Annotated in this window: 27 protein-coding genes, 1 rRNA gene and 2 pseudogenes; 15 read left to right on the top strand and 15 right to left on the bottom strand. The window is 56.2% G+C overall.

The window, feature by feature from the left end; all coding sequences use genetic code 11:
• Positions 1-138 precede the first annotated feature (138 nt).
• Together rrf and rlmM are read left to right on the top strand one after the other, a co-directional pair.
• Positions 139-254, top strand: a 5S ribosomal RNA gene (rrf, locus tag ADS46_RS05730).
• A 250-nt stretch (positions 255-504) separates the two neighbouring features.
• Positions 505-1,575 carry a 23S rRNA (cytidine(2498)-2'-O)-methyltransferase RlmM gene (gene rlmM / locus ADS46_RS05725; RefSeq protein ID WP_066317455.1) on the top strand — a complete coding sequence of 357 codons (1,071 nt, stop codon included), beginning with the start codon at positions 505-507 and terminating at the stop codon, positions 1,573-1,575.
• 27 nt (positions 1,576-1,602) lie between these two features.
• Here rlmM and ADS46_RS05720 read toward each other — a convergent pair whose 3' ends face one another.
• Positions 1,603-1,890 carry an antibiotic biosynthesis monooxygenase family protein gene (locus ADS46_RS05720; RefSeq protein ID WP_066317450.1) on the bottom strand — a complete coding sequence of 96 codons (288 nt, stop codon included), beginning with the start codon at positions 1,888-1,890 and terminating at the stop codon, positions 1,603-1,605.
• Positions 1,891-1,918: 28 nt separating this feature from the next.
• Between ADS46_RS05720 and tusA the strand changes: the two genes are divergently transcribed.
• Positions 1,919-2,170 (top strand): sulfurtransferase TusA, encoded by a 252-nt coding sequence (gene tusA / locus ADS46_RS05715; RefSeq protein WP_066317448.1) that lies wholly within the window; start codon positions 1,919-1,921, stop codon positions 2,168-2,170.
• 45 nt (positions 2,171-2,215) lie between these two features.
• On the opposite strand, the gene ADS46_RS05710 is transcribed toward tusA, so the two are convergent.
• From ADS46_RS05710 to ADS46_RS05700, 3 genes are all read right to left on the bottom strand, one after another.
• Positions 2,216-2,911 carry a hypothetical protein gene (locus tag ADS46_RS05710; RefSeq protein WP_066317447.1) on the bottom strand — a complete coding sequence of 232 codons (696 nt, stop codon included), beginning with the start codon at positions 2,909-2,911 and terminating at the stop codon, positions 2,216-2,218.
• 115 nt (positions 2,912-3,026) lie between these two features.
• Entirely contained in the window at positions 3,027-4,013 is a 987-nt protein-coding gene (locus ADS46_RS05705; protein ID WP_066317444.1) for a DUF3080 family protein, read from the bottom strand.
• Entirely contained in the window at positions 4,000-5,448 is a 1,449-nt protein-coding gene (locus ADS46_RS05700; RefSeq protein ID WP_066317439.1) for an MATE family efflux transporter, read from the bottom strand. Before ADS46_RS05700 ends, ADS46_RS05705 begins: the two co-directional genes overlap by 14 nt.
• A 124-nt stretch (positions 5,449-5,572) precedes the next feature.
• Between ADS46_RS05700 and ADS46_RS05695 the strand changes: the two genes are divergently transcribed.
• Entirely contained in the window at positions 5,573-6,118 is a 546-nt protein-coding gene (locus tag ADS46_RS05695; RefSeq protein ID WP_082926002.1) for an elongation factor P hydroxylase, read from the top strand.
• On the opposite strand, the gene ADS46_RS05690 is transcribed toward ADS46_RS05695, so the two are convergent.
• Both ADS46_RS05690 and ADS46_RS05685 read right to left on the bottom strand, forming a co-directional pair.
• Positions 6,115-6,594, bottom strand: coding sequence for a hypothetical protein (locus ADS46_RS05690; RefSeq protein WP_066317435.1), 480 nt, complete (start codon positions 6,592-6,594; stop codon positions 6,115-6,117). The genes ADS46_RS05695 and ADS46_RS05690 overlap by 4 nt on opposite strands.
• Before the next feature lies 1 nt (position 6,595).
• Positions 6,596-7,459: a TatD family hydrolase gene (locus ADS46_RS05685; RefSeq protein ID WP_066317433.1), complete on the bottom strand. Its 864-nt coding sequence runs from the start codon at positions 7,457-7,459 to the stop codon at positions 6,596-6,598.
• Between the two features lie 160 nt (positions 7,460-7,619).
• Between ADS46_RS05685 and ADS46_RS19170 the strand changes: the two are divergent.
• From ADS46_RS19170 to ADS46_RS19160, 3 genes and pseudogenes are all read left to right on the top strand, one after another.
• Positions 7,620-8,486, top strand: a pseudogene (locus tag ADS46_RS19170) (ABC-F family ATP-binding cassette domain-containing protein); the annotation flags it as partial.
• 150 nt (positions 8,487-8,636) lie between these two features.
• Positions 8,637-8,951: pseudogene (locus tag ADS46_RS19165) on the top strand (ATP-binding cassette domain-containing protein); the annotation flags it as partial.
• 69 nt (positions 8,952-9,020) lie between these two features.
• Positions 9,021-9,536 carry a hypothetical protein gene (locus ADS46_RS19160; protein ID WP_420706097.1) on the top strand — a complete coding sequence of 172 codons (516 nt, stop codon included), beginning with the start codon at positions 9,021-9,023 and terminating at the stop codon, positions 9,534-9,536.
• 51 nt (positions 9,537-9,587) lie between these two features.
• Here the strand turns inward: ADS46_RS19160 and ADS46_RS05675 are convergent, their stop codons facing one another.
• Positions 9,588-10,040 (bottom strand): universal stress protein, encoded by a 453-nt coding sequence (locus ADS46_RS05675; protein WP_066317422.1) that lies wholly within the window; start codon positions 10,038-10,040, stop codon positions 9,588-9,590.
• A 146-nt stretch (positions 10,041-10,186) separates the two neighbouring features.
• On the opposite strand from ADS46_RS05675, the gene ADS46_RS05670 reads away from it, so the two are divergent.
• A complete protein-coding gene (locus tag ADS46_RS05670) occupies positions 10,187-10,720 on the top strand; it encodes a hypothetical protein (RefSeq protein WP_066317420.1) in 534 nt (177 codons plus the stop codon).
• Here ADS46_RS05670 and slyA read toward each other — a convergent pair.
• Together slyA and ADS46_RS05660 are read right to left on the bottom strand one after the other, a co-directional pair.
• A complete protein-coding gene (slyA, locus tag ADS46_RS05665) occupies positions 10,700-11,152 on the bottom strand; it encodes a transcriptional regulator SlyA (RefSeq protein ID WP_066317419.1) in 453 nt (150 codons plus the stop codon). The genes ADS46_RS05670 and slyA overlap by 21 nt on opposite strands.
• 70 nt (positions 11,153-11,222) lie before the next feature.
• Positions 11,223-12,380, bottom strand: a complete 1,158-nt coding sequence (locus tag ADS46_RS05660) for a DUF5924 family protein (protein ID WP_066317418.1) — start codon at positions 12,378-12,380, stop codon at positions 11,223-11,225.
• A gap of 209 nt (positions 12,381-12,589) precedes the next feature.
• On the opposite strand from ADS46_RS05660, the gene fadB reads away from it, so the two are divergent.
• Both fadB and fadA read left to right on the top strand, forming a co-directional pair.
• Positions 12,590-14,767 carry a fatty acid oxidation complex subunit alpha FadB gene (gene fadB, locus ADS46_RS05655; protein ID WP_066317412.1) on the top strand — a complete coding sequence of 726 codons (2,178 nt, stop codon included), beginning with the start codon at positions 12,590-12,592 and terminating at the stop codon, positions 14,765-14,767.
• 24 nt (positions 14,768-14,791) lie between these two features.
• The gene (gene fadA / locus ADS46_RS05650) at positions 14,792-15,970 is read left to right on the top strand and encodes an acetyl-CoA C-acyltransferase FadA (RefSeq protein WP_066317409.1); all 1,179 of its coding nucleotides are present in this window, start codon (positions 14,792-14,794) and stop codon (positions 15,968-15,970) included.
• Between the two features lie 167 nt (positions 15,971-16,137).
• Here the strand turns inward: fadA and ADS46_RS05645 are convergent, their stop codons facing one another.
• The 4 genes from ADS46_RS05645 to ADS46_RS05630 form a co-directional block, all read right to left on the bottom strand.
• A complete protein-coding gene (locus tag ADS46_RS05645; RefSeq protein WP_066317406.1) occupies positions 16,138-16,620 on the bottom strand; it encodes a nucleoside deaminase in 483 nt (160 codons plus the stop codon).
• 79 nt (positions 16,621-16,699) lie between these two features.
• Complete coding sequence (locus ADS46_RS05640) at positions 16,700-17,092, bottom strand: DMT family transporter (RefSeq protein ID WP_066317403.1); 393 nt, start codon at positions 17,090-17,092, stop codon at positions 16,700-16,702.
• A 67-nt stretch (positions 17,093-17,159) separates the two neighbouring features.
• Positions 17,160-17,483 carry a DMT family transporter gene (locus tag ADS46_RS05635; RefSeq protein ID WP_199825197.1) on the bottom strand — a complete coding sequence of 108 codons (324 nt, stop codon included), beginning with the start codon at positions 17,481-17,483 and terminating at the stop codon, positions 17,160-17,162.
• A gap of 52 nt (positions 17,484-17,535) precedes the next feature.
• Complete coding sequence (locus ADS46_RS05630) at positions 17,536-18,183, bottom strand: DsbA family oxidoreductase (RefSeq protein ID WP_066317400.1); 648 nt, start codon at positions 18,181-18,183, stop codon at positions 17,536-17,538.
• A gap of 469 nt (positions 18,184-18,652) precedes the next feature.
• Here ADS46_RS05630 and ADS46_RS05625 point away from each other — a divergent pair, with 469 nt between their 5' ends.
• Positions 18,653-19,084: a MarR family winged helix-turn-helix transcriptional regulator gene (locus ADS46_RS05625; protein ID WP_066317398.1), complete on the top strand. Its 432-nt coding sequence runs from the start codon at positions 18,653-18,655 to the stop codon at positions 19,082-19,084.
• 88 nt (positions 19,085-19,172) lie between these two features.
• Here ADS46_RS05625 and ADS46_RS05620 read toward each other — a convergent pair whose 3' ends face one another.
• Both ADS46_RS05620 and ADS46_RS05615 read right to left on the bottom strand, forming a co-directional pair.
• On the bottom strand, positions 19,173-20,261 hold the full coding sequence (locus ADS46_RS05620; protein WP_066317396.1) for a histone deacetylase: 1,089 nt from the start codon (positions 20,259-20,261) through the stop codon (positions 19,173-19,175).
• A 97-nt stretch (positions 20,262-20,358) separates the two neighbouring features.
• The gene (locus ADS46_RS05615) at positions 20,359-20,820 is read right to left on the bottom strand and encodes a flavodoxin family protein (RefSeq protein WP_066317395.1); all 462 of its coding nucleotides are present in this window, start codon (positions 20,818-20,820) and stop codon (positions 20,359-20,361) included.
• 78 nt (positions 20,821-20,898) lie between these two features.
• Between ADS46_RS05615 and ADS46_RS05610 the strand changes: the two genes are divergently transcribed.
• The 4 genes from ADS46_RS05610 to sufB all read left to right on the top strand — a co-directional run bounded on the left by ADS46_RS05610 (position 20,899) and on the right by sufB (position 24,105).
• Positions 20,899-21,276, top strand: coding sequence for a thiol-disulfide oxidoreductase DCC family protein (locus tag ADS46_RS05610; protein ID WP_066317392.1), 378 nt, complete (start codon positions 20,899-20,901; stop codon positions 21,274-21,276).
• An 86-nt stretch (positions 21,277-21,362) separates the two neighbouring features.
• Positions 21,363-21,839, top strand: coding sequence for a YbhB/YbcL family Raf kinase inhibitor-like protein (locus ADS46_RS05605; RefSeq protein ID WP_066317389.1), 477 nt, complete (start codon positions 21,363-21,365; stop codon positions 21,837-21,839).
• A gap of 279 nt (positions 21,840-22,118) precedes the next feature.
• Positions 22,119-22,583, top strand: coding sequence for an SUF system Fe-S cluster assembly regulator (locus tag ADS46_RS05600; protein ID WP_066317387.1), 465 nt, complete (start codon positions 22,119-22,121; stop codon positions 22,581-22,583).
• Positions 22,584-22,662: 79 nt separating this feature from the next.
• Positions 22,663-24,105, top strand: a complete 1,443-nt coding sequence (gene sufB / locus ADS46_RS05595) for a Fe-S cluster assembly protein SufB (protein ID WP_066317469.1) — start codon at positions 22,663-22,665, stop codon at positions 24,103-24,105.
• Positions 24,106-24,148 lie beyond the last annotated feature (43 nt).

Genomic DNA, 24,148 nt, shown 5'->3' with positions numbered 1-24,148 from the left:
ACCCTATAACACCCAAGGGGTCTGGTCGTGATGATAACGATGGAAGAACCGGATACGCGCACTGAGCCAAGTGTTGATGACACAAGGCTTGGTAAGAGACGCACACAAAACACAGCATGATATCCATTTAAAGTTACGCCTGACGACCATAGCAAGCGTGAACCACCTGATCCCTTGCCGAACTCAGCAGTGAAACCGCTTCGCGCCGATGGTAGTGTGGGGTCTCCCCATGCGAGAGTAGGTCATCGTCAGGCACCTATACCGCAGAAAACCCAGCCAACCGGCTGGGTTTTTTGTTTAGGGGTCTCCCCATGGAGAGTAGCGGAGAGCCGCCCTGGTCATCGTCAGGCACCTATACCAAAAAAATCCCCCAGGGCTGATGCCTTGGGGGATTTTTTTGTTATGGGACGAACAAAATAAATCGAGCCTTATAAGTGCTATGATGCGCGTCGATGAAATCAACCAGCGGCTGATACCGTTTGTGATGGGTAAATTTGAGGTGAAGTGGTGAGTGAAACGGTACCTACGTCATGGTTAGTCTATTGCCGTCCTGGGTTCGAGCATGATGCACTGTCAGAACTGCAGCATCACGCCGCCTTGAATGAGGTTAACTGTGTACCGTCCTATGGTGAAGGATGGGTAAGTCTAACCCACGCCGATGGTGAGCCGATCAACGACCTGCATCGCCAGGCCGCGTTTAACAAGTTGATTTTTGCGCGGCAGAGCCTGGCGGCACTGTCGGCACTGACGCTATCCCGTGATGATCGTTTGACGCCGATCTTGGAACAGATAAAAGCCAGCCGCTGGAGTTTTGAAGAGATCTGGCACGAAACGCCGGATACCAACGATGGTAAAGCGCTGGCCGGTCTGATCAAGGCGCTGACCAGGCCGCTGGAAAGCATGTTGAAAAAACGGGGGGCGTTAAGGCGGAAAGCCGGTGGGCGGCGGCTGCATATCTTCTGGACGGAGGGTGATCGTGTACAGCTGGGGATGAGCTTTCCCGGCAACAGAAGCGAGCTGATCAATGGTATTCGTCGTCTTCGCTCACCTTCACGTGCGCCCAGCCGTTCCACGTTAAAACTGGAAGAGGCGTGGCATGAGTTCATACCCCGTGAGGAATGGGATGCGCGTCTGGCGGATCATATGCAGGCGGCGGATTTGGGCGCGGCGCCAGGTGGGTGGACATGGCAGCTCGTTCAACGGGGCATGTACGTTTATGCCATCGATAATGGGCCCATGGATAAACAATTGATGGCGACAGGGCAGATTGATCATCTTAAGGAAGATGGTTTTACCTGGGAGCCGCCGCAGCGTCTGGATTGGCTGGTATGCGATATTGTTGATAAACCGGTACGCGTCCTGGCGATGGTCGAGCGCTGGTTAACGCGAAAATGGTGCCGCGAGGCCATCTTTAACCTCAAGCTGCCAATGAAGAAGCGCTGGGAAGAGGTATCACGTTGCCTGGCGATGTTAGAAAACTCATTATCCCAGGCAAGCGTTTCGGCAGATATTGCGTGTCGTCATCTCTACCATGACCGTGAAGAAGTGACAGTGCACGTAAGGCTGAAGCATTGACGCCAAGCTGATTTAGGGCCTGTTGACTTAGTAACTGGCTTCATAAATTCGAATTGTTTCATCTTCTGTCAGAAGCGGTAGAATTTGCTGCATCGCGTTGGCTCGCGCTTCACTGTGGTGCCATTCATTCCAGGCACGCAGGTCGCGCCATTTGGTAATCATTAAACGACGGTCCGTGTGGCCAAGTTCAACAAGACTTTCGCCGCCGACAAAGCCGCGAGCGCCCAATGAAGCCCGCATGGCCTCGCGGGCGGCCTGTTCATATTCTTCTTCAAGGCCGGGCATAATTCGCCGTTCAATGATGATTTTGATCATAGATTAAGTCTCAACTCCGAGGGTATCGATGTCTGACATTATAAAGGATGCGCCACATCACGATGCGCTATTGGATACCAGTGGCCTTTATTGCCCCGAGCCGATCATGCTGATGCACAATAAAGTCCGCGATATGGCCTCTGGCGATGTATTGAAGGTCATTGCAACAGATCCAGCAACCACCCGTGATGTGCCTAAGTTCTGTCAATTTCTAGGCCATGAGCTATTGCAGCAAACTTCAGATTCTGACCAGTATTGTTATTTTATACGTTTGGCATAGCCGATGCGGGGTCGCGCGGGTTATTTTGATAACCCGTGCGCCCTCTTATTTCTGTGGCAACACGACCATGGCCAGTGCGTCAAGGGTAGCGGGGTCTTCCTCAAGAATGCGATTGGCAATATGGCGCTGAAAGAAGTAGACACTTTGATGCATCGACCTTGCGCTGTATAGGCAGTCATCCCCCAATAAGATAGGTGTCATGGTTGCCTTATCTTCATCAGCAAGCAGAGCATCAATGCTACCGTCGCTATAAAGTCGCCAGCCGTAGACGGGCTTCATATGCCAGGGACTATCGGGCTGGTTCATGCATAAGGCATGGGTGCCTAACGTATCGGGCAATTGCTGGATAAGGGTGATATCACCCGAAGGTTCGTACTCGAAATACTCCGCGGCGGAGGCAAGCTCATCGGCTTTGTGGTCTGGCGGCGAAGTGAAGATTTCTTCCGTTTCAGGATCGCGATAGCCAATAAATCGCCCATCTTCATGACGGTGAAGTTCATGGCAATCGGTTAGCTGCTCCATCCACGGGACTAAACCGACGACATTGCCGTCCTCCCTGAGGCCCCAGGCTAGCAGGGGCATTCCATAATAGCTGTCCGGATCCGACGCCAACTGATATACCATTTCCAACCCATCCAGCTCTGGCGCTAGACGCACAAGGGTCTTTTGCGCCAGTTGACGCTGACGTACAGAATCCAGGTCGATGACCTGGGCAGAGCGGGGTGACAGGGGTGCGCCCATAGAGTCCCTCCTTCGTACTGCGTGGCCACGACATTGGCAAACCAGACGTGCATCTGTTCGCCGCATACTTCACCAATAGCACAGGTTGGCTCGAAGGTTAAGGGTAAACGACGTTTTAATTAGGCGTGCAATTAGAAAATTGAGCCCTGGCGCGTTCATGGGATTTGATGGCGGCCTGATAGCGTTGCCAGGGCGCATCGGGCGCCTGCAGTGATAACCATCTGGACTGGTAAGCCTGTATTGCCTCGGGCGCGGCGATGGGGTGGCGGTCGATCACGCCATTGACCGCGGTCAACCATCGCCTGGCCACATTAGACAGGTCGGCCAGATGTTGCTTGTTCCATCGAGGGAGGCACGTTTCGTCTGGTCTGGCATGCTCATTCAGGTATTTGCTGGCGTCTTCAAGCCGTTGAGCCGCCAGCATGAGCGTGCGCAACATCTCGGCGGTCAAAGGGCGCGTTCGTAGCGTATTAAGTTGGTCTTCCAGTCTTGATGAGTCCTGCTGCCAAGCGAGGCTGAATTGATGCTCCACCATTTGCTGCAGGTAGCGCACGGCTTCAAGCTGGGGCTCAATCGACGGCATGGCGTCGATCTTCAGAGGGTGACTGGCCCGCGCAAAACTGTCGGTCCATTCGTCAGAGTCAAAAATGGCATTCCAACTGACATAGGGCAGCTGCGCTGTTTTGGTATGCATCAGTTGATTCAGTCGTTCACGGTTTTCTGCACTCAGTGCGTGAGGAACATCGCTTGTCCAGCATAACGTTAAACGTTGCCACAGCGTTCGTTCATAAAGCCATTGCTGGCTGGGTGGAGCGACCTTGCCCAGTTGATTATTGCGGGCGGCGACGAGGGATGTGATCTCGCATTCGCGCAAGGCATAGACGTTGAGCAGTGAGTCGCGGGTTTCTTCGATGTCGAACAGGCGCGCTTCACGAGCCGGAAACGCACCGATATTAGGCGGTGGGCGCGTCTCGACAGGCCCATCGGCCAATGCGCTTTCAAGCTGCTGGTGGTAAGCCTCCCAGGGTGCCTCTGCCTGATGCGGGTCGGCGCAGCCGAGCAGCATCAAGGGTAAAACCCATATCCAGTCAAAGCGTTTCATGCTGACTCCTGATAGCAGAGGTGCGTCGGCTTATGACGTGCAGCCGCCAAGCCAGAAGCAAGGCAGCAGTGCTCAAGCCCGCAATCAAGCCGATCCAGTAGCCATGCACGCCCAGTGGGCCAAAGGCATTGCCCAGTCCTTGCGATCCCAGCCAGTGCCCCCCGCCGAGGCCCACCAGCCAATATGACAATACCGTAATGACCATGACGATCCGCGTATCCTTATAGCCCCTGAGGGCGCCCGCCAGATTTACCTGAAGCGAATCGGAGAGCTGGAAAATGGCCGCCAGGGCAATAATCGAGAGTGCCAGTGACTGTATGGCTTGATTGGACGTGTAGAGCGCAATGACAGGCGCGGCCGTTGTCCATAGCAGCAGACTATTCAAAGCAGCGACAATGACGCTGATGATAATACCGTTCCAGGCCACACGGCGGGCATGCGACATGCGTTGTTGCCCTAGCGTATTCCCCACGCGGACAGTTAGCGCCATGCTAAGCGACATGGGCAGCATAAACAGAATGGTGGTGTAACTCAGAGCAATCTGATGGGCGCCGACGGTGACTTCACCAAAGCTGGCGATAAATAAGGCAATCAGCGTGAACAGGGTAACCTCGACGAAAATGGCCACGCCAATGGGGACACCGACCACCAGGAGTTCCTTAATGCCGGGCCAATGGGGAAGCGATAAGCGCTGCCACAATGAGATGCCGTGATAATGATTGGTGTAGTGGGTGTAAATGGCCATCGCGATCGCCATGGTCCACATGGACAGCGCCGTGGCGATGCCGCAGCCCAGCGCGCCCAATGCAGGCAGTTGCTGTACTGCACTGGGCAACCATGGCCCCAGCAGGTTAGCCAAGCCGTCGCCGCCGTTGATCAGTAGATAGTTGGCGGGTATGTTGACAGCCAAGCCAATCAGACTGATCCATAGGGCAGGCCGGGTATGGTTCATGCCATCCGAAAAAGCCCTGAGCGCCTGGAAAAGGGCGATGCCCGGCATTCCAAAGGCGACGGCGGCGAGATACGCAGCGGAGGCGTGTGCTACCTGTGTTGGCACTTCCATCAGCTCGAAAATGGGCAGTACGCTTACCCAAAGCAGCAGTGCCGCCAACAGCCCCAGTACGATGGCAACCCAGAGCCCCTGATGTACTGCGGGTCGAATGGCGGTGTGGCGCTGCCCGCCCAGCAGGTGCGCGACGATGGGCGTCAGGCCCATTAATGTGCCGGTCATGAAAAGCATTAATGGCATCCACAGGCTGGAACCCACCGAGACAGCCGCCAGCGCAGTGGCATCATGGCGACCTGTCATGATGACATCGACCACGCTCATGCCCGCCTGGGCAAGCTGAGCGCCACAGATGGGAAGCGCCAGACGCACAAGTTGGCGCGTTTCAAGCCAGTCAACCGGACTGAATTTTTCCAACACACGACCCACGGGGTAACTCCTGAGCAAAGCGGCCCTCAAAGCTCGCTAGATTAGCAGGTATACTGGGCAAAATTATGCTGCTGATGAGGCTAATGTGAGTAACACCCAACCGCAATGGACGCTCGACGAAGTGATGACATTATTCGATGGCGTTTTTTTTGAGCGTTACAAAACCCGCTTGGTAAAAGGGGAGGAGGAACCCCTTTATCGACCGGCTGACGACAAGACGCCTTATCATCAAATTATTTTTGCTCATGGTTTTTTCGCCAGTGCGTTACACGAAATCAGTCATTGGTGTATTGCAGGGGCCGAGCGGCGACAAAAAGAAGACTATGGCTACTGGTATTTGCCGGATGGCCGGGATGCTGAACAACAACGCGCATTCGAGCAGTCCGAGATAGCCCCACAAGCACTGGAATCACTGTTTGCCGAGGCGTGTGGGCGTGAGTTTCATGTCAGCGTTGATAACCTGGGTGGCGATGCCGCGGTGGATCGTGAAGCATTTGCCGAAAAAGTGGCCCAGCGTGCCGCCCGCTACAAGGAAGAAGGCCTGCCAGTACGCGCCAACGCCTTTGCCTGTGCGTTGGCGCGTTACTATCGCCACCAGGATACGCTGACCGAGGCCGTGGCCCATGGGCATGCCGTGCTGGATCAAGCGGACTCAATGGCGAGCGCTTAATCGTCTTCGGTTAGTCTCTGGTGTAAAGACAGCATGACTTCCAATTCATGTTCGGGCCGCATGGGCTCGAGTCCCAACTCGCTGAATGTTTCCCGGCGCTGGCGATGCCACTCGCCAGGCGTGATGGACGGATAGAGAACCGATGCGGGGGCCAGTTCCACAAAAGGATCGAGTCCATAGGTGTCGAAGAGACGCGCAAGGGCCGCTTCATCATCGCCGTTATCGCTGGTATATAGTGTCGCGGAAAAGTGGTCGTTCTCAAGCTCGCGGATCACTTCAAGGGGGCTTACCCCCAGGCTCTCCAGCTCTTCGATGCTGTAGGCACCCATGGCATTGGTGTCTTCCTTGATCCAGCTATCGTCCGGGTGGATCAATGTCTGTTTAACTCGACCATCGGTTAGTGACCAGGCAATGGCTAGGGGGAGGCCATCATCTTCGCCTGTCTCAATGGCAATAAACCCTGGATAATCGGCCACGCTAGTACTCCTTTAAAGATTCCGTGGGAAGGCGGAAAAAACGTTGGGCGGTCTGTGTGGTGGCAGCCCCCATGTCAGCTTCGCTGATGCCACGGCACTCGGCAATTTCCCTGACAATCCATGGCAGCAGGGCAGGTTCGTGTCGGCGCCCTTTGAGTTTTGCTGGCAGGTTACGCGGCAGCAAATAGGGGCAATCGGTTTCTACCATCAGCCGGTCAAGTGGAATCTCACCCACCAACGGGCGTAGATGATGGCCGCGCCGCTCGTCACAAATCCAGCCTGTCAGGCCTATATGCAAGTCTAGGTCGAGATAGCCAAATAGCGTATCGCGGTCAGCGGTAAAACAATGCACCACGGCCTGACTGATCTCATCCCGCCAGGCATGCAGCATCTCGCGCATTCGTTGGCCGGCGTCGCGTTCATGCACAAACAGCGGTAAACCGCTCTCGGCCGCCAGGGCAAGCTGTGCTTCAAACGCACGCTCCTGTTCACGGGGCGTCGAGAAATTGCGATTGAAATCAAGCCCGCATTCACCCACGGCAACAACTTCCGGCCTGGCATGCAGTCTGGCCATTTCAGCCGCTATGGCGTTGTTCCACTGGCTTGCATCATGGGGGTGTATCCCGGCGGTGGCGTAGAGGCCGGGAAAGCGCTGCGCGAGTGAAACAGCCTGCTCGGCATGCTCGATGTCGGTGCCGGTAACGATCATTGTGGTGACCTGGGCTGCCTGCGCCCGTTGAATGACGGCTTCCAGATCCCGCCCAAAGCTTTCATGGGTCAGGTTGGCGCCGATATCAACCAGCGGCGCGCTGGGCCGGAACTGTAGCGCGTCGGGTAAAAAATCATCGATATAAGCGGTTCCCAAGCGGCACTCCCCTTAATTCGCAAAAGGCGCATTGTAACGTCAGGCATCAGCTGACGGCTATCGGTGGTTCGAGACATAAGGGAATTGTGCCTTATTAACGTTGTCCGCCCAGTCCGCGCATGCGTTACACTGTGCGCCTTATGATGAAGGAGGACACTGCGTGACCCTGTTACGACTCGAACAGCTGCAACTTGCCTACGGCACCCAGGTACTGCTCGACCGCGCCGATCTCACGGTTGAGAGAGGCGAGCGGCTGGCGTTAGTCGGGCGCAACGGCACCGGTAAGTCTACCTTGCTGAAACTGGTCGCCGGCGATATCCAGCCGGACGATGGCTCGATCTGGCGGGCACCCGGTTTGAAAATCGGCGTGTTAGCCCAGGAACTGCCCGACTCGTCCGGCATGACGATTTTCGACATGGTGGCGCAAGGACTGCCCGAGGCCGGAGAGTTACTGTCGGAATACCAGCATTTGATCAATGACCCTGATCCCGACATGAATCGCATGGCCACCTTGCAAACTCGCCTTGAGGCGATTGATGGGTGGTCGTTCCATCAGCAGATTGACGTGGTGCTGACGCGCTTGGGGTTGCCTCCGGAAGCCGAGATGAGCGCCCTTTCCGGTGGTTGGCGGCGCCGCGTCGCACTGGCCCGGGCGCTGGTTGCCCAGCCTGACCTGCTGCTCCTCGACGAGCCGACCAACCATCTGGACCTGGATACGATTGCCTGGCTTGAAGAGCAGCTGCTCGCATTCAACGGCGCGGTGTTGCTGATCACCCACGACCGGGCATTCCTCTCCAAACTGGCGACCAACATTCTTGAATTGGATCGTGGCAAGCTTGGGCACTATCCCGGTGACTATGCTGAGTATCAGGCGCGCAAGCAGCACGAGCTTGAAGTGGAAGCCCGGGAAAACGCCGAGTTCGATAAAAAGCTGGCTCAGGAAGAGGTCTGGATTCGTCAGGGTATCAAGGCACGCCGGACGCGTAACGAAGGCCGGGTGAGGGCCCTTGAGGCGATGCGCAACGAGCGCAGTCAGCGCCGTGAGCGCCAGGGAACGGCCAACCTGTCGGTTGACAGTGGAGAACGCACCGGCAAGCGTGTCGTCAAGCTGAAAGGCGTCAGTCAGCGGTTCGGCGATGACACCATTATCCGCGATCTGAATCTTGAAGTGATGCGTGGCGACCGAATTGGCTTTCTGGGGCGTAACGGGGCCGGTAAAACAACCCTGCTCAAGATATTGCTCGGCGAGATTGAGCCGACGGAAGGCACTGTCCAGTTGGGCACCAACCTTAAAGTGGCTTACTTCGACCAGCTACGTGCAGGGCTCGAGCCCGAGAAAACGGTCTACGACAACGTGGCGCAAGGGAGTGATCGAGTCAGTGTCGGTGGTAAAGACCGCCACGTCATGAGCTATCTGCAGGATTTCCTGTTCACGCCAGACCGCGTCCGCCAACCGGTAAAAGCGCTCTCGGGCGGCGAGTCCAATCGTCTGTTGCTGGCCAAGCTGTTTACCCAGCCCGCCAATGTGCTGGTGCTCGATGAGCCAACCAACGACCTGGACATGGAAACCCTGGAGCTTCTGGAAGAGCTGCTGCTGAATTTCGAAGGAACGCTGCTGTTGGTGTCCCACGATCGGACCTTTATGGATAACGTGGTCACCAGCATGCTGGCGTTCGAAGGTGAAGGCGTTGTGCGTGAATACGTCGGCGGCTATACCGACTGGATTCGTCAAGGGGGCAAGTTGCCACCGGCTCCCTGGGAGGGGGCGGCACGGCAGAACGCCGAGCCGACGGCAACGGTAGCTAAAGAAAAGCACAGCGCAACCGCTGCACCGGCGCAAAAGCCGGTCAAGCTTTCCTATAAGCTACAGCGTGAACTTGATGCGTTACCTGCCGAGATAGAGCGGTTGGAAAACAACGTGGAAGCACTGGAGCAGGAAGCCGCCGACCCGGCATTCTATCAGCAGGACGCGAGCGACGTGACGGCCAAGCTGAAAGCGCTTGAGCAGACGCAGCAGGCATTGGATGCGGCCATGGAGCGCTGGATGGCCCTGGAGGCGATGGCCAACGGTGAATAAGCAGCGTGTTGAAGGTGCCGGTATCACCGGCACCTTCAACCGCACCCGGCATTATTCGTCGCTTTCTTCGCCTTTTTTACCCACGCGAACCGCCAGCACATCACATTGGGCACCATGCAACACCCCGGTGGAGGTGGAACCAAGCAGCAGTGCAAACCCATGGCGTCCGTGGGAGCCGACGACAATCAAGTCAACGCCGTGTTCTTCAGCGAAGCGATGAATTTCTGTATCCGGCATACCCACCACCACGTGTTGATCTGCCTCGGCAATGTGGGGAGACGCTATGTCGGCCAGGCGTTTCTTGGCGTGATCGTCAAGCTGGTCCTGAATGCTGGTCAAATCCATCGGGATATCGCCGCCGTAGGCAAAACCCAGGGGTTCAAGCGTATGCATGATAGAAATCTTGGCGCGGTCATTGCGCTCAGCAATCGCGATGGCCCGATCCAGAATTTTCTGAGAGTCTTTGGTCAAGTCGACGGCAACCAGAATATGGTGATAGCTCATGGCCTATCTCCTTAGTGAGTAACAAGCAGTGTTATGTATCTAATGCTCTCTACTTTAAGTGGCGTGCCCCATCTTAACAACGACCTGGATCATGGTTTTTACGCACTCTCCATTCAAGTGTGGCTCAGTTTGAAGGAAATGTAGAAATGGAATGGTTGATTATTGTCTTTATCATGCTGTTTGTCCTGGCGCCGGTGATGTGGTTAAAACCGAGCCCGCGACAAAAGAGAACCATGGCAATGCGCCTGCACGCCAGCCGTAAAGGGGTAACGATCAAGCAGCAAAAACCACCGCTGCATGGTTTCAGGGGCACCATGCCCGCTTACCGCTGGTACTATCCTCAGCAGCAACCAGGGCCTGATTTTTTGCTCGTCCGCGACCAGCATGCCAGCCAGGAACTCGAACCCTACCATGCAGGATGGCGCTGGCGCATAGCACCGCTGAGGCCCATCCCTGACGCTGCTGAAACGCCACTGAAAGCGTTGCTGGAACGCCTGCCACTGGATGCGCTAGTGCTTGAGTCAACGCCCAAGTCACTGACGCTTTGGTGGTGGGAGTCACAGAATGCCGCGCGTTTCGACACCTATCTGGATGATTTTAACCAGCTACGCGACCAACTGTCGGGGCAGGCGGATAGCTCTCCTCAAGAGCCTCCTCTGTCAGGAAGCCGCTTCCTGTAGATCGCGCGCCTGAATGGCCAGTCCGTTTTGCTCAATGCGTTCCAGCCATTCCCCCAGTTGCTCAAGGTCCGCTTCCGAGAGACCCTCGAACATTTCCTTGCGGGCTTCCTGCGCGACACTGTCGATCTGTTCAAGCAGTGGCATGGCCGCATCCGTCAGGTGGATACGTTTACTGCGACGGTCGCTATCGCAAGCGCGCCGCTCCACCAGCCCCTGTGCTTCAAGCTGACTGAGTGTGCGAACCAGGGAGGGGGCCTCGACACCAATTGCCCGGGCCAGGTCACACTGTGGCTGGCCGTCGCCCAGACGCCACAGATGATACAGCGTCACCCAGCGCGTTTGCGTAAGGCCAAGCGGCGCCAGACGGCGATCCAATATGGAACGCCATAGATGGGGCAGGCGAGCAATGCGAAAACCAATTGATGATGCCATGATCTGCTAGTTACCAGTCAAAGTGAATAAACGGATTGTCATAATCTCAGGCGCTGAATGCAAGACACGATCACTGCTCAGCGTCGGTTTGGTCAACGTCTCGGTCACGGCCGGCGATAAAGCGCTGAAGATTCAACCGGCTCAAGCCCGCTGGCCGAATGTCGCTATCTGCCAACGTCGCCTTGTCGGTATCTTCGCTGACGGTAAACCGAATCAGGCCCAACCGCTGGCCGCTATCCGTCATGATATCCACCCGCCAGCGGCCAGACGGATCCTCGGGGAAGTTCAGTTTGTGGCTCCAGGCCCGGTAACCTTCTTCCCGCCCGCCATTGATATCCAGGTCGACGACGTCCAGCTGTTCACCATTGTGATGCCACACATGGGAAATCGTTTCACTCAACCCCCGTGGGGCACGAATGGCGGTATACACATAAAGACCGTTTTGCTTAACTGCCTGAGGGGTCAAGGCAATGGAGCCGCGGGGTTCTCGTTGCTGAATATTGAGGGCCGGTGACAACGCCGTGCCGGTCATCCATAAGCTGGCTGGTGGCACCCAGGCGCGCCCGAACCAGGCCAGGCCCGCCACTATTAACATCATGGCGAGTAACGGAAACCAGCCACTGAATGAACGTTGTCTCAACAGGTGCCAAAAGCTGGGTATTGCCACCACCAGCATGGTGGCAATGGCCAGTAGTAAACTCTGCCCGGTGGTCAGGTGAAGCATGATCGGCAACGTGACCAGCACCACCAAAAACACACACAGGGCATGAAACATGAAATAGAGACTGCGCCAGCGACCGGCAACCTTGTAATACAGAGGATCAATAATCGACAGCACCGCCATGGCCACGACGCAAAGCGTGAATAGACTTTGGCCGCTGTTCCATACGGTGGTGATCAAAATAAACGGCAGTGTGAAAAATAACGTTTCCTGGTGGATCATCTGCGCGATGAACGAGGCAACGCCTTTGGGTAGGGTAGGATAGCCTCGACGGGCAAGCCAGCGACCGACCAGGCTTTCTGAGAGAAGCAACAGCCAGGCGAATAAAAGCCCCAATGCCAGCGCTGCTCCCAGCCATTGCTGGCGATCCACAAGAAAGAAGCTGCCTAGGCCTGCCGCAAAGGCTAAAGGGGGCCATAGCCAGCTCCATGGTTTTAAACGAACGACGAGTCGTTCCACAAACGATTGCAAAGCGGCGATGCGCGCCTGTGTGAGCAGCGTGCTCATATCAAATAACCCGGATGATCAACGAGTCGTGATCCTAACAGCCCGAACGCTTGGTGGGGAGCGCTGGTCGAAGAGGTTTGCAGAATTAGCCGAAAGTCAGGGCTTGACGTTCTTGGGTAACTCAACCAAGCTTACGCAATCAAACGACCGTATGAATGCGAGGTGTGTCCCGCTGCTCGGGACCGCCCGAACTTGTGGAGAGAGCGCGGATGATCTATCAAGGCAATGCCATCACGGTGGAACGTCGTGACACCCAAGGTGGCAATGACATCGCAATGCTCACTTTCGATTTGAAAGATGAGTCCGTCAACAAGCTTTCCAGCGCCGTGATGACTGAGCTGGGAGAGGCCGTCAAAGCCCTTCAGGCAGAAACCGGGCTGCAGGGGCTGGTCATTGGCAGTGCCAAAGAAGCCTTCATCGTGGGTGCCGACATTACCGAGTTTCACGGCATGTTCTCCAAGGGCGAGGAGCAGATTGCCGAGATGCTTGAGCGGGTGCATGGCATCTTCAACGCCATTGAAGACCTGCCTTTCCCCACGGTAGCAGCGATTAATGGCCTGGCGTTGGGCGGCGGTTGTGAAGTACTGCTGGCCGCCGACTTCCGCGTCATGAGCGAAAAAGCCAAGATCGGTCTGCCGGAAACCAAGCTGGGTATTCTGCCGGGCTGGGGCGGCTGTGTGCGCCTACCGCGGCTGATCGGTGCCGACAACGCGATTGAATGGATTGCCGGTGGCACTGAAAACCGGGCTGACGCGGCGCTCAAGATGGGGGCCGTCGACGCGGTGGTTGCCCATGAGCTGCTCCAGGACGCTGCACTGGATATTCTCGACCGCGCCAACAGCGGTGAACTTGACTATCAGGCGCGTCGCGACGAAAAGACCAGCCCGCTCAAGCTTAACGCCATCGAGCAGATGATGGCCTTTGAAACCGCCAAGGGCTATGTGGCAGGCAAAGCAGGGCCGCATTATCCTGCGCCGATTGAAGCGATCAAGGTGATCCAGAAGGGCGCTGGCGAGGAGCGTGGTCGTGCCCAGGCGATCGAGGCCAAGGCCTTTGCCAAGCTGGCGCTGAGCAGCGTGGCATTCAACCTGGTGGGTCTGTTCCTCAACGACCAGGTGGTCAAGAAAAAAGGCAGCCAGTACGAGAAGCAGGCGCAGCCGGTGAAGCAAACGGCCGTGCTGGGCGCCGGTATCATGGGCGGCGGTATTGCCTATCAGAGTGCTTCCAAAGGCACGCCCATCCTGATGAAAGATATCAAGGATGACGCCATCGAGCTGGGCCTCAAGGAAGCCCGCAAGCTGTTTGCCAAGCAGGTGGAGCGCAACAAGCTGACTACCGAGCAGATGGCCGAAAAGCTGAGCAATATTCGCCCGACGCTCTCCTACGGTGATTTCGGCAATGTCGATCTGGTCGTCGAAGCAGTCGTTGAGAACCCGAAAGTCAAAGACGCGGTGCTCACGGAGGTCGAAGGGGTCATCGGTGAAAACACCATTCTCACTTCCAACACCTCGACCATTTCCATCAACCGCCTGGCCAAGAACCTGAAGCGTCCGGAAAACTTCTGCGGCATGCACTTCTTCAACCCGGTGCACCGTATGCCGCTGGTGGAGGTGATCCGCGGCGAGAAAACCTCGGATGCTGCGGTGGCCGCCACGGTCGCCTACGCGCGGGCCATGGGCAAGACGCCGATCGTGGTCAACGACTGCCCTGGGTTCCTAGTCAACCGGGTGCTGTTCCCCTACTTCGGTGGCTTTAGCTTACTTGTCGAGCAAGGCGCCGACTTCCAGCAGGTCGATAAAGTCATGGAGAAATTTGGCTGGCCCATGGGTCCTGCGTACCTGCTGGACGTGGTCGGTATGGATACGGCGGTTCACGCCAACGAGGTCATGGCCGAAGGCTTCCCGGATCGAATGGCCCGTGACGGCAAGACCGCCATCCAGGTCATGTACGACAACGAGCGACTCGGCCAGAAGAATGACAAGGGCTTCTACGCCTACGAAGAGGACAAGAAGGGTAAGCCGAAGAAAGTCACCGATGAAGCGGCCTACACCTTGGTCAAAGAAGTGGTGAAAGAGCAGAAGGAATTTTCCGACGACGACATCATTGCCCGCATGATGGTGCCGCTGTGCCTGGAGACCGTGCGTTGCCTGGAAGACGGTATTGTCGCGACGCCTGCCGAAGCCGACATGGCGCTGATTTACGGAATCGGCTTCCCGCCGTTCCGCGGTGGTGCGCTGCGCTACATTGACGCCATGGGCGTGGCCGAGTTCGTCAAGCTGGCCGAGGGGCTGGCTGATGAGCTGGGACCGCTTTACGCGCCCACTGACAAGCTGCGCCAGATGGCCAAAAATGACGAGCTCTTTTACACCGTCGGCGATCAGGCCTAAGTCACCACGTACAGGAGAAATATGATGAGTTTGAATCCGAGAGATATCGTGGTGGTCGACGCCGTACGCACCGCCATGGCAAAAGCCAAGAACGGCGCGTTTCGTAACGTGCGGGCAGAAAATTTGTCCGCGGCTGCCATGCAGGCCTTGTTTCAGCGCAACGCCAATCTGGATGCCTCAGAAGTCGACGATGTGATCTGGGGGTGTGTTAACCAGACCCTCGAGCAGTCGATGAACATTGCGCGCAACGCCGCCATCATGACCGGCATCCCGCGCTCGGTACCGGCGCAGACTGTCAACCGCCTTTGCGGCTCTTCCATGAGCGCGCTGCATATCGCCTCGGCCAATATCAAGGCCGGTATGGGGGATTTCTACATTATCGGCGGCGTCGAGCACATGGAGCATGTGCCGATGACTCACGGCGTTGACGTCAACCCCGCGGCCAGCAAGCACGCCGCGAAAGCCGCCATGATGATGGGCCTGACCGCCGAGCTGCTGGGTAAAATGCACGGTGTCTCCCGCGAAGACCAGGACAAGTTTGGCGTACGCTCCCACCAGCGTGCCCAGGCGGCGATGGAGAAAGGCTACTTTGACAACGAAATCATCGGCGTCGAAGGCCACGACCAGCAAGGCTTCAAGGTGATGGTCAAGAATGACGAAGTGATTCGTCCCGATGCCAGCCTGGAGTCGATGGCTAACCTCAAGCCGGTGTTTGATCCGCGCAACGGTACCGTGACGGCAGGTACCTCTTCGGCGCTGTCGGTGGGCGCTTCCGCCATGGCGGTAATGAGCTACGAGCGTGCCCAGGCCCTGGGTCTCGAGCCGATCGCCAAGGTGGTGTCCACCGGTGTAGCGGGCTGCGATGCGTCCATCATGGGGTATGGCCCGGTGCCTGCTTCCAAGAAGGCGCTGAAAGCCGCTGGGCTTTCCGCTGAGGATATTCAGACCGTCGAGCTCAACGAAGCCTTTGCCGCTCAGGGCATACCCGTGCTGAAAGACTTGGGTTTCCTGGATGCCATGGACGAGAAGGTGAACCTGCACGGCGGCGCCATTGCGCTGGGGCACCCGCTGGGCTGCTCGGGCTCGCGCATCTGTACAACGCTGCTTAACGTCATGCAGCAGCGCGACACCACCCTCGGTCTCGCCACCATGTGTATCGGCATGGGGCAGGGGGTTGCCACCGTATTTGAACGCCTCAGATAACCATGGCGTTAGTCAGAACGTAAAACGGCACCCTTCGGGGTGCCGTTTTGGTTGATGCCCTCGGTTCAACCCTGCTTTCCCTAACCCCAGTGCAGATGTAGATAAACGGTACCTTCATAGTGCGCGGGGCAGTAGAATTTTTTGGCTTGAGCTGGGTCATGGGGCGTTCACAGGAGACTCCTTTTTCTTCTCCAAAGGTTAAACGGCTCGAGTGCCTGGGTGGTGGCGTGCTTGTGTACCTTCATCGGCCACTGGTCGGGGAAGTGCGCCAGCATCTGATAGGAGCCGCGGTAATCGAAGCCCGCTTCGGCGGCATCATCCCGATCAACCGCATAGATCACCTCGTCGATGCCTGCGAAGAGAGCGTTCAGGTAGCACATGGCGCAGGGCTCGCCCGACGCCAGGAGCGCCATCCCCCGCAATTGGCTGGTGCCGACGTTACGACACGCGTCTCTTATCGCTTCTACCTCTGCGTGGGCGGTCGGGTCGTGATGTTCCACGACGCGGTTTACACCACGCCCCAGAATCGCACCGGAGGCATCGACGACAAAGGCAGTGAAGGGGATGCCGCCACTGCGAACATGCTCTGACGAGTAGGTCACTACCTCTTCCATGAGCTTCGAGAAGCGTTCAGTTGGACTAGAGGACATCACTTGTCTCCAAACGTAGTGGATCTCCCCAAATGGGCATGCGGTTTAGCATGCCCATTTAGGAGTTTTTATGGGTTATTCAAGACGGTGAGGTACTTGATCCATTGACTTGCAGTTTTTCGCTACTGGCCAGTTTCAGCCAGATAACACCAGCAATGATGACAGTGAGCCAAAACCCCTGAACCAACGTGAAGGATTGATCGAATAAAATGCTGCCAAACACGACCGAACCTACCGCACCGATGCCCGCCCAGACGGCATAGCCAATGCCTACGTCGATAGTCTTCAAGGCAACACTCAGCGCGTACAGCGTGAGCAGGAAGAAGACGATGGCCGAGATCGACCAGCTCAGAACAGTAAAGGCTTCGCTACCGGCGACACTCAAGGCATAAACGATTTCGAAGGCGCCGGCGAGCAGCAGCGCGAGCCATGCACGGCCATTGTCGGCTAGGGGGGAAGATGTATTCGTCATGTTGATTTCCTTTGGTTTAGTGCTGATGACATAGGTACCGCAATGGCGGTTACTGCTTGATTTGCCCTTACGCTGCGCCGCTCAGTCGAAGGCCGATGACACCGCCAATGACCATGGCGATACCCGAAAGCTTTCTTAGATTGAGCCGTTCCTGGAAGAAAATCGCACCCAGGATGACGATTCCGACCCCAGCGACGGAGGTCCAGATGGAGTAGCCCACGCCGACATCGAACTCGAGGAGAGCGAGGCTGAGAAAGAAGGTGGCAATGGCCCCGCTGACAAGCGTGGCAATCGTCCACCATAGGCGGGTGAACCCCTTTGCGTTTCCTGCTGAGAAGGCGACGGCAATTTCAAAAAGAACGGCGATGCCGAGATATAGCCAGCTAATCATGGTAGTTACTCCTGCGGTGTTTAGAGGTTGTGTTAAGACCTGCTTGTGTGAACTAGTGTGCGTTGCCTGGGAGCGTAGAATCAGGCAGGCGCTGCTTGTGGTCGGCCTCTGCCGTGGCCTGATCGATGGCCCGACGCAGCGCTTCATGGGACGGTACGCCACGGAAAACTTGCTCGCCCACCACAATGGTGGGCACGGACGCGATGGTCATGTCCTCCTGGGCATGGCGTAGAGCTTCGCGATGGCGATCTCGGTAAGTGCCTTTGGTCAGTGCGTTAAGTACCGCCTCGCGCTCAAGGCCTACTTTGGCTCCTAGATTGGCTAAGACTTCCGGATTGCCGATATCCTCCTCATCCTGAAAAAACGCTTTTAGGGCCGTCATCGAAAATGCGTGGCCATGCCCATTCTCATCCGCCATTGCGAAGACCTCGAAGGCCTTGTCGGTGCGTGGCTGAGGCGAAATAGTCGGCAGCTTGATCGGGACGCCGAGACGCTCTGCCATCGGATAAATAGATTGCTTCCAGATCTGTGGCAAATAGGGGTCCTCGACGCGCAGAGTCGGTACCGGCTCGGGCCGAAGCTCGTAGGGGCGCCATGTGATCCCGATGTCTTGCCCTTGGATCACTTCTTCGACGATGTGCTCTGCCAGTAGGCAGTACGGGCAGACGTAATCGGTGTAGATGGTTATTTGTGTGTTCATGAGATTTCCTGTGGTTGTACATGCATATAATTAGCATTAAACCCCTGAGCTTGGGGATTTGGCTCGCGGCAGCCCGCCGTCTGGCATGACTATGCCTGGATGGTAAATGTTCACCATCGCTATCAGCTCGGAATAGCGTGGGTGAATACCAACTGACCTTCGCTGTAGTCCATTGTCATAGCCATCTATTGGAAGGCAGGTCAAGCAATTGCTTGCATGTGCAAGCATTAATAGGTTAGTGATTAATTTTTGAATGTCAATATGCTTGCGCATGCAAGTAAATTGGGTGTTTAGTTCTTCTCGGAGGGAATCTGTCGATAGCTGTTGGGAATATTGCTGGCAGGAAAAATTAATTACCGCTAACAGCGATTTAGTTGAGAAATAGAGCAAATTTTGGCTAAAATATGCATGTACAAATATCAGGGAAGCTAAAGTGAAAATGACATCACTCGTTTAGATGAGACCAATTATGATCCCCCAGTCTGTAGTTTGGCAGCAATTGAGAAACGTCTTTGAATCGGTAGAAAATCAGGTGGCTAAAGCGATGCAAAGAGAGCATGGCCTAGGGCTTACCGAATACAGGGCATTGAAACTGCTCTCAATAGCGCCAGATGCCGAGCTACGTATGCAAGAGTTGGCCTTAAAGCTGGGGCTGAATCAGAGTTCTGTGACGCGTTTGGTCGAGCGTATGGAGCGCAACGGGTATACCTTCCGTGATGTATGTCCAAATGATAAACGTGGCGTCTATACGGTTCTTACCAAACGTGGTCGGCAAGTACAGGCCGAGGCGGGAAAAGACTATGATAATTTCCTGGAATCTGCGCTTGATGAGGTGTCCGGACAGCAGGAAAATACCCATATAGTCAATTATTTACGTCAACTTACCTCAGAGGCCAATTGAAGACGAGCGGGAAATTGAGTACGGGCTGCTTGAAGGCGCACCATTTAAGATAATAACAGCGCCAACAGTTAACTGGATGGGGTAGTCGCTACTCGGCCTGAAAAGCGCTGCGGTGGAAATTGGCCGCTGCCTCGACTTCAGCAATACCGCAGCTGTCGGGGACGGGGATTGTCTGGCCAGCAAGGACGGCAAACACGGCGCGCGTGCCGTTGGCCAGCGACTCCAGGTTATACCCACCCTCCAGAATAAAGACCAGGCGGTCATCGCAGTGCTTCTCAGCCAGCTGCTGTAAGAAGCCGGTCAAGGCGCCAAACCCGTCGTAGGAAACATTGAGGGCCAAGTCGTGCCAGTGCGGGTCAAAGCCGGCGGAAACCAGAATGATATCGGGCTTAAACCATTCGGCCGCCGGAGCCAGAATATCCTGAAACGCCTTGAGAAAAGCCTCGTCACCGGCGCCGGCAGGCAGTGGAACATTGATGGTGGTACCTTCGCCCAGTCCGGCACCGACTTCTTCCAGATGACCCGAGCCTGGGTAGAAGGGGGCAGCCCGGTGTATGTCGAAAAACATGACATTGGGCTCGGCCCAAAAGATATCCTGAGTGCCGTTACCGTGGTGGGCGTCCCAGTCAACGATCAGCACGCGCTCACAGCCCAGGGCACTGCGGGCATGGGCCGCTGCGACGGCGACATTATTGAATAGACAGAAACCGCGGGCGCGAACCGGTTCGGCATGGTGTCCAGGCGGTCGAACAAGGGCAAAGGCGCTTTTAGCACGTTTTTCCACCACCGCTTCAACGGCGGCAATCGCGGTACCTGCTGCCACTTCCGCGGCGTCGATGCTGCCCGGTGAGACCGCCGTGGTGTCCACGTCCAGCCAGGCATTTTTACCGCGTAAACTAAAAATATCGGTCAAATAAGAGGTCGTATGCACCCGCGCCAACTGCTCATGGGTGGCCGCTTTGCCCCCTTCAAACGTCAGGCCTTCAATGGGGGCTTTTGTGAGGAGATGCTGTATGGCTTTCAAGCGGCCGGGGTGTTCAGGATATTTCCATGGCACCGGCAGGCCAGCCAGTAGATGACGAATGCGTTTATCGATGCGGTCATGTAAAAAGTCGGACTCGATATTGGGTTCGTGGGCAAGGACGCGATCATCATAGAAGGCGATAACGTTTTGCATGGTCATATACCTGAGTTAGGGCGCGCTCAGTACAGGCGTATCAGTTGTTGGCCCAAGCGCTAAAGAGATTGCTTACAGTAAGGCAGGCTTGGCGACGTTATACAATGCCATTATCCAGGCTGAACGCTAAGTAGAGCCCCAACTCTTCCACCTGGGTGGCAAAATCCTCCTGCCATCTTCCCTGCAGGATGAGAGGTGGCTGTACCCACCGCCAGCGCAGGCCGGAAACGATGCTTTCCACCGCTCGTCGTGTGCCGGTACCGTCAAGCCCGGCACGAATGTACAGGGCACAAGGCAGGCCCTGTTTTTCCTCTATGACGCCGTAGTAGCTGCGGTCGAAAAAATCCTTGAGCGCACCGCTCATGTAACCCAGGTTTTCCGTGGTGCCAAGCAGGATGCCATCGCAGGCAAGTACATCGTCAGGACCAGCCTTGAAAGGGGTCTTGACCACGCAGCGCACGTTTTCAAGGTCGGTGTGTGTGGCACCACGATAAGCTGCATCGCTGAGCGCCTGGGTGTTCGATGAAGGAGTATGGGCAACGATGAGTAGCTGTTTCATGAGGTAACCTGTGGGGATGAGATTTGCGTCGTTGCAGCAACATGCCACACTAACTATCCACCTGTTCCAAGAGCCTATATGCCCACGAATGCCATGATCAACGTGTATTACGATGCGATCTGCCCTGGCTGCCGAGAAGATCGACGGCGCTTTGAGCGCTGGGCAGGCAAGCGCGCCAGGGATATTGACTGGTTCGATGTGACCGAGCATCAGCAACGCCTGCGCGACAAGGGAATAGCGCCGGAAGCTGCCTTGCGCTCGCTGCATATTGAGCTGAGTGACGGCCGCATGATTGAGGGTATTGATGCCTATCGGTTACTCATGCAGCGGATACCGTTATTTTATCCCGCGGCATGGTTGATCGGTTTGCCTGGTATCAAGCAGGCGTTGCGTCGTTACTACGATCACTGGGTGGAGAAACGCTTGAAGCGTGAAGGTCGCTGGCCGCCCCAGTAAAGGACTTGTCACCTGATGACATTGACAACGCTGTGCTTTTCGACAAGGCTTTTGGCACTTCTCACTGGAAGATCAAGGAGAGAAATATGGCGTTTGCTCTATCTTCAATGCAGGTAACCAGCAGTGCCTTTGCGAATCATCAAGCGATTCCCGCAAAGCATAGTGCCGAGCAAGATGATGTATCGCCTGCACTGGCTTGGCAGGGCGCACCCGAAGGTACCAAGGGTTTCGCCGTTGTGTGCCACGATCCCGATGCGCCGCTGGTTAAAGACGGCACCTACGGGTTTGTTCATTGGGTGCTGTATAACCTGCCGGGCGATCTCAACGAGCTGAGTGAAAATACGGCGCTGGGCACCGCCGGTGCCAATGACTTCGGCAACCAGGGGTATGGTGGCCCCATGCCGCCAGAAGGCCATGGTACGCATTATTATTATTTTTGGGTGCTGGCGCTTGACCATCAAACGGCCTTGCCCGAAGGGCTGACACTCAACGAGTTGCTGCGTGAAATCGAGCCAAACCTGCTAGGCATGAACCGACTGGTCGGCACCTATCAGCGCGATTGACGCTGCCACGGCAACGGGGGAGTATCATTTTCCCCATCGTTCTCCGATGAAACCCGCGAACCCTCGCGGGTTTTTTTCGCGCAGCATCTCGCCCAGCAGTCTGATAGTTTCATTGAATGATAATGATTAGCTTTTTTGATGTTATCAGCGGCGAACGTGTCAGGAAATTGCGCTATTTGATAAGGAATTTGCAGAAGGGCTTCACATCAAATTTATACAGGACTAAAATGGTACTCAATTGAGTGGATAGGCCAAATGCAATGGCTAATGGGAGTCGACATGCTTAAGCTTTCCCGGCTGACAGACTATGCCGCCGTGGTCATGGCGCAGATTGCCCGTCAGTCACAGGCGTCACATGCGGCGGCAGACCTGGCCGATGCGGTGCAGCTGCCTCATCCGACGGTAAGCAAAACGCTCAAAATGCTGGTGAAAGCAGGACTTCTTGAGTCACAGCGCGGCGCCCAGGGCGGCTACCGGCTTGCCCGGCCTGCCTCCCAGATTTCGGCGGCAGACATTATCTCCGCCATTGAGGGCCCGGTGGCGATGACTGAGTGCAGCCAGGCGGAAGGTGACTGCGAGCTCGTGGCCACCTGTGGCGTGGCGGACAACTGGCAGCGCGTATCGCTCGCCATTCGCACACTGCTTGAAAGCGTGACGCTTGCGCATTTGGCCGACACCACACCGATCAAGCTACCCGTACAGCTACCAATTCAAAGCATAAGTCTATCGGCAGCTACCGCATGACCAGCATGACCGATACAGGCACTTATCTCTTATTGACGGCGAGCTAACCTCGCCACCCAACTGCCCGGAGGGTATGACCATGGCAACCGAAGAAATGGAACAGTTGGTTCGTCGCGATTACAAAGAAGGCTTTGTAACAGATATCGAAAGCGACACCCTGCCACCTGGCCTGGATGAAAACACCATCGCCTTTATTTCCAAAAAGAAAGGCGAGCCGGAGTGGATGCTGGAGTGGCGCTTGGAGGCGTTCCACAAATGGCAGGAAATGAAAGAGCCGTCCTGGGCGCACCTGAATTATCCGCCGATCGATTACCAGTCGATTTCCTACTTCAGTGCACCGAAGCGTCCCGAAGATCGTCCCCAGAGCCTCGACGAAGTCGATCCCAAGCTACTGGAAACTTACGAGAAACTGGGCATTCCGCTGCATGAACGGGCAGCGCTTGCCGGTGTTGCGGTAGATGCCGTGTTCGACTCGGTATCGGTGGCCACCACCTTCAAGAAGCAGCTCGCCGAGGCCGGTGTCATCTTCTGCTCGATCTCTGAGGCGATCCGTGACTACCCGGAACTGGTTAAGCAGTACCTGGGGACCGTGGTGCCACAGAACGACAACTATTTTGCGGCGTTGAACTCTGCCGTGTTCACCGACGGGTCCTTTGTCTTCGTGCCGGAAGGCGTGACCTGCCCGATGGAGCTGTCGACCTACTTCCGTATCAATGCCGCCAACACCGGTCAGTTCGAGCGTACGCTGATCATCTGTGAAAGCCGGGCTCAGGTTTCCTATCTGGAAGGCTGCACCGCGCCGATGCGCGATGAAAACCAGCTGCACGCGGCGGTGGTAGAGCTTGTCGCACTGGACGATGCCTATATCAAGTATTCCACGGTCCAGAACTGGTATCCCGGTGATGAAGACGGAAAGGGTGGCATTTACAACTTCGTGACCAAGCGTGGCGAATGCCGTGGCGCGCGTTCGCGGATCAGTTGGACCCAGGTTGAAACCGGGTCAGCCATCACCTGGAAGTACCCCTCCTGCGTGCTACGCGGTAAAGACAGTATCGGCGAGTTCTATTCTGTCGCCGTGACTAACGGCCGCCAGCAGGCTGATACCGGTACCAAGATGATCCACATCGGGGAGGGCACCCGTTCCTATATCGTCGCCAAGGGTATCTCTGCCGGTAAGAGCGATCAGTCCTATCGGGGGCTGGTGAAAATCGGCCCGCGCGCCAAAGGGGCCCGTAACTTTACCCAGTGCGACTCGCTGCTGATAGGTGACAAGTCAGGTGCGCATACCTTCCCGTACCAGGAAATAGGTAACAGCACGGCCAAAATTGAACACGAAGCGACCACGTCCAAAATTGGTGAAGACCAGCTGTTCTACTGCCAGAGCCGGGGTATCACCGAGGAAGACGCGGTCAGCATGATCGTTAACGGCTTCTGCAAGGACGTGTTCCAGGAATTGCCGATGGAGTTCGCGGTCGAGGCCGAAGCGCTCCTGAACGTGACACTGGAAGGCGCGGTGGGCTAAGCGCGCCACGGTACCAGACAACTTTTATGAGCGTCGCGTAAGC

Origin of the sequence: Halomonas sp. G11, from assembly GCF_001663515.1 — a bacterium.
GTDB lineage: Bacteria > Pseudomonadota > Gammaproteobacteria > Pseudomonadales > Halomonadaceae > Vreelandella.
The sequence above is the reverse complement of the archived record's forward strand: the minus strand, read 5'-3'. Positions and strand labels throughout refer to the sequence as shown.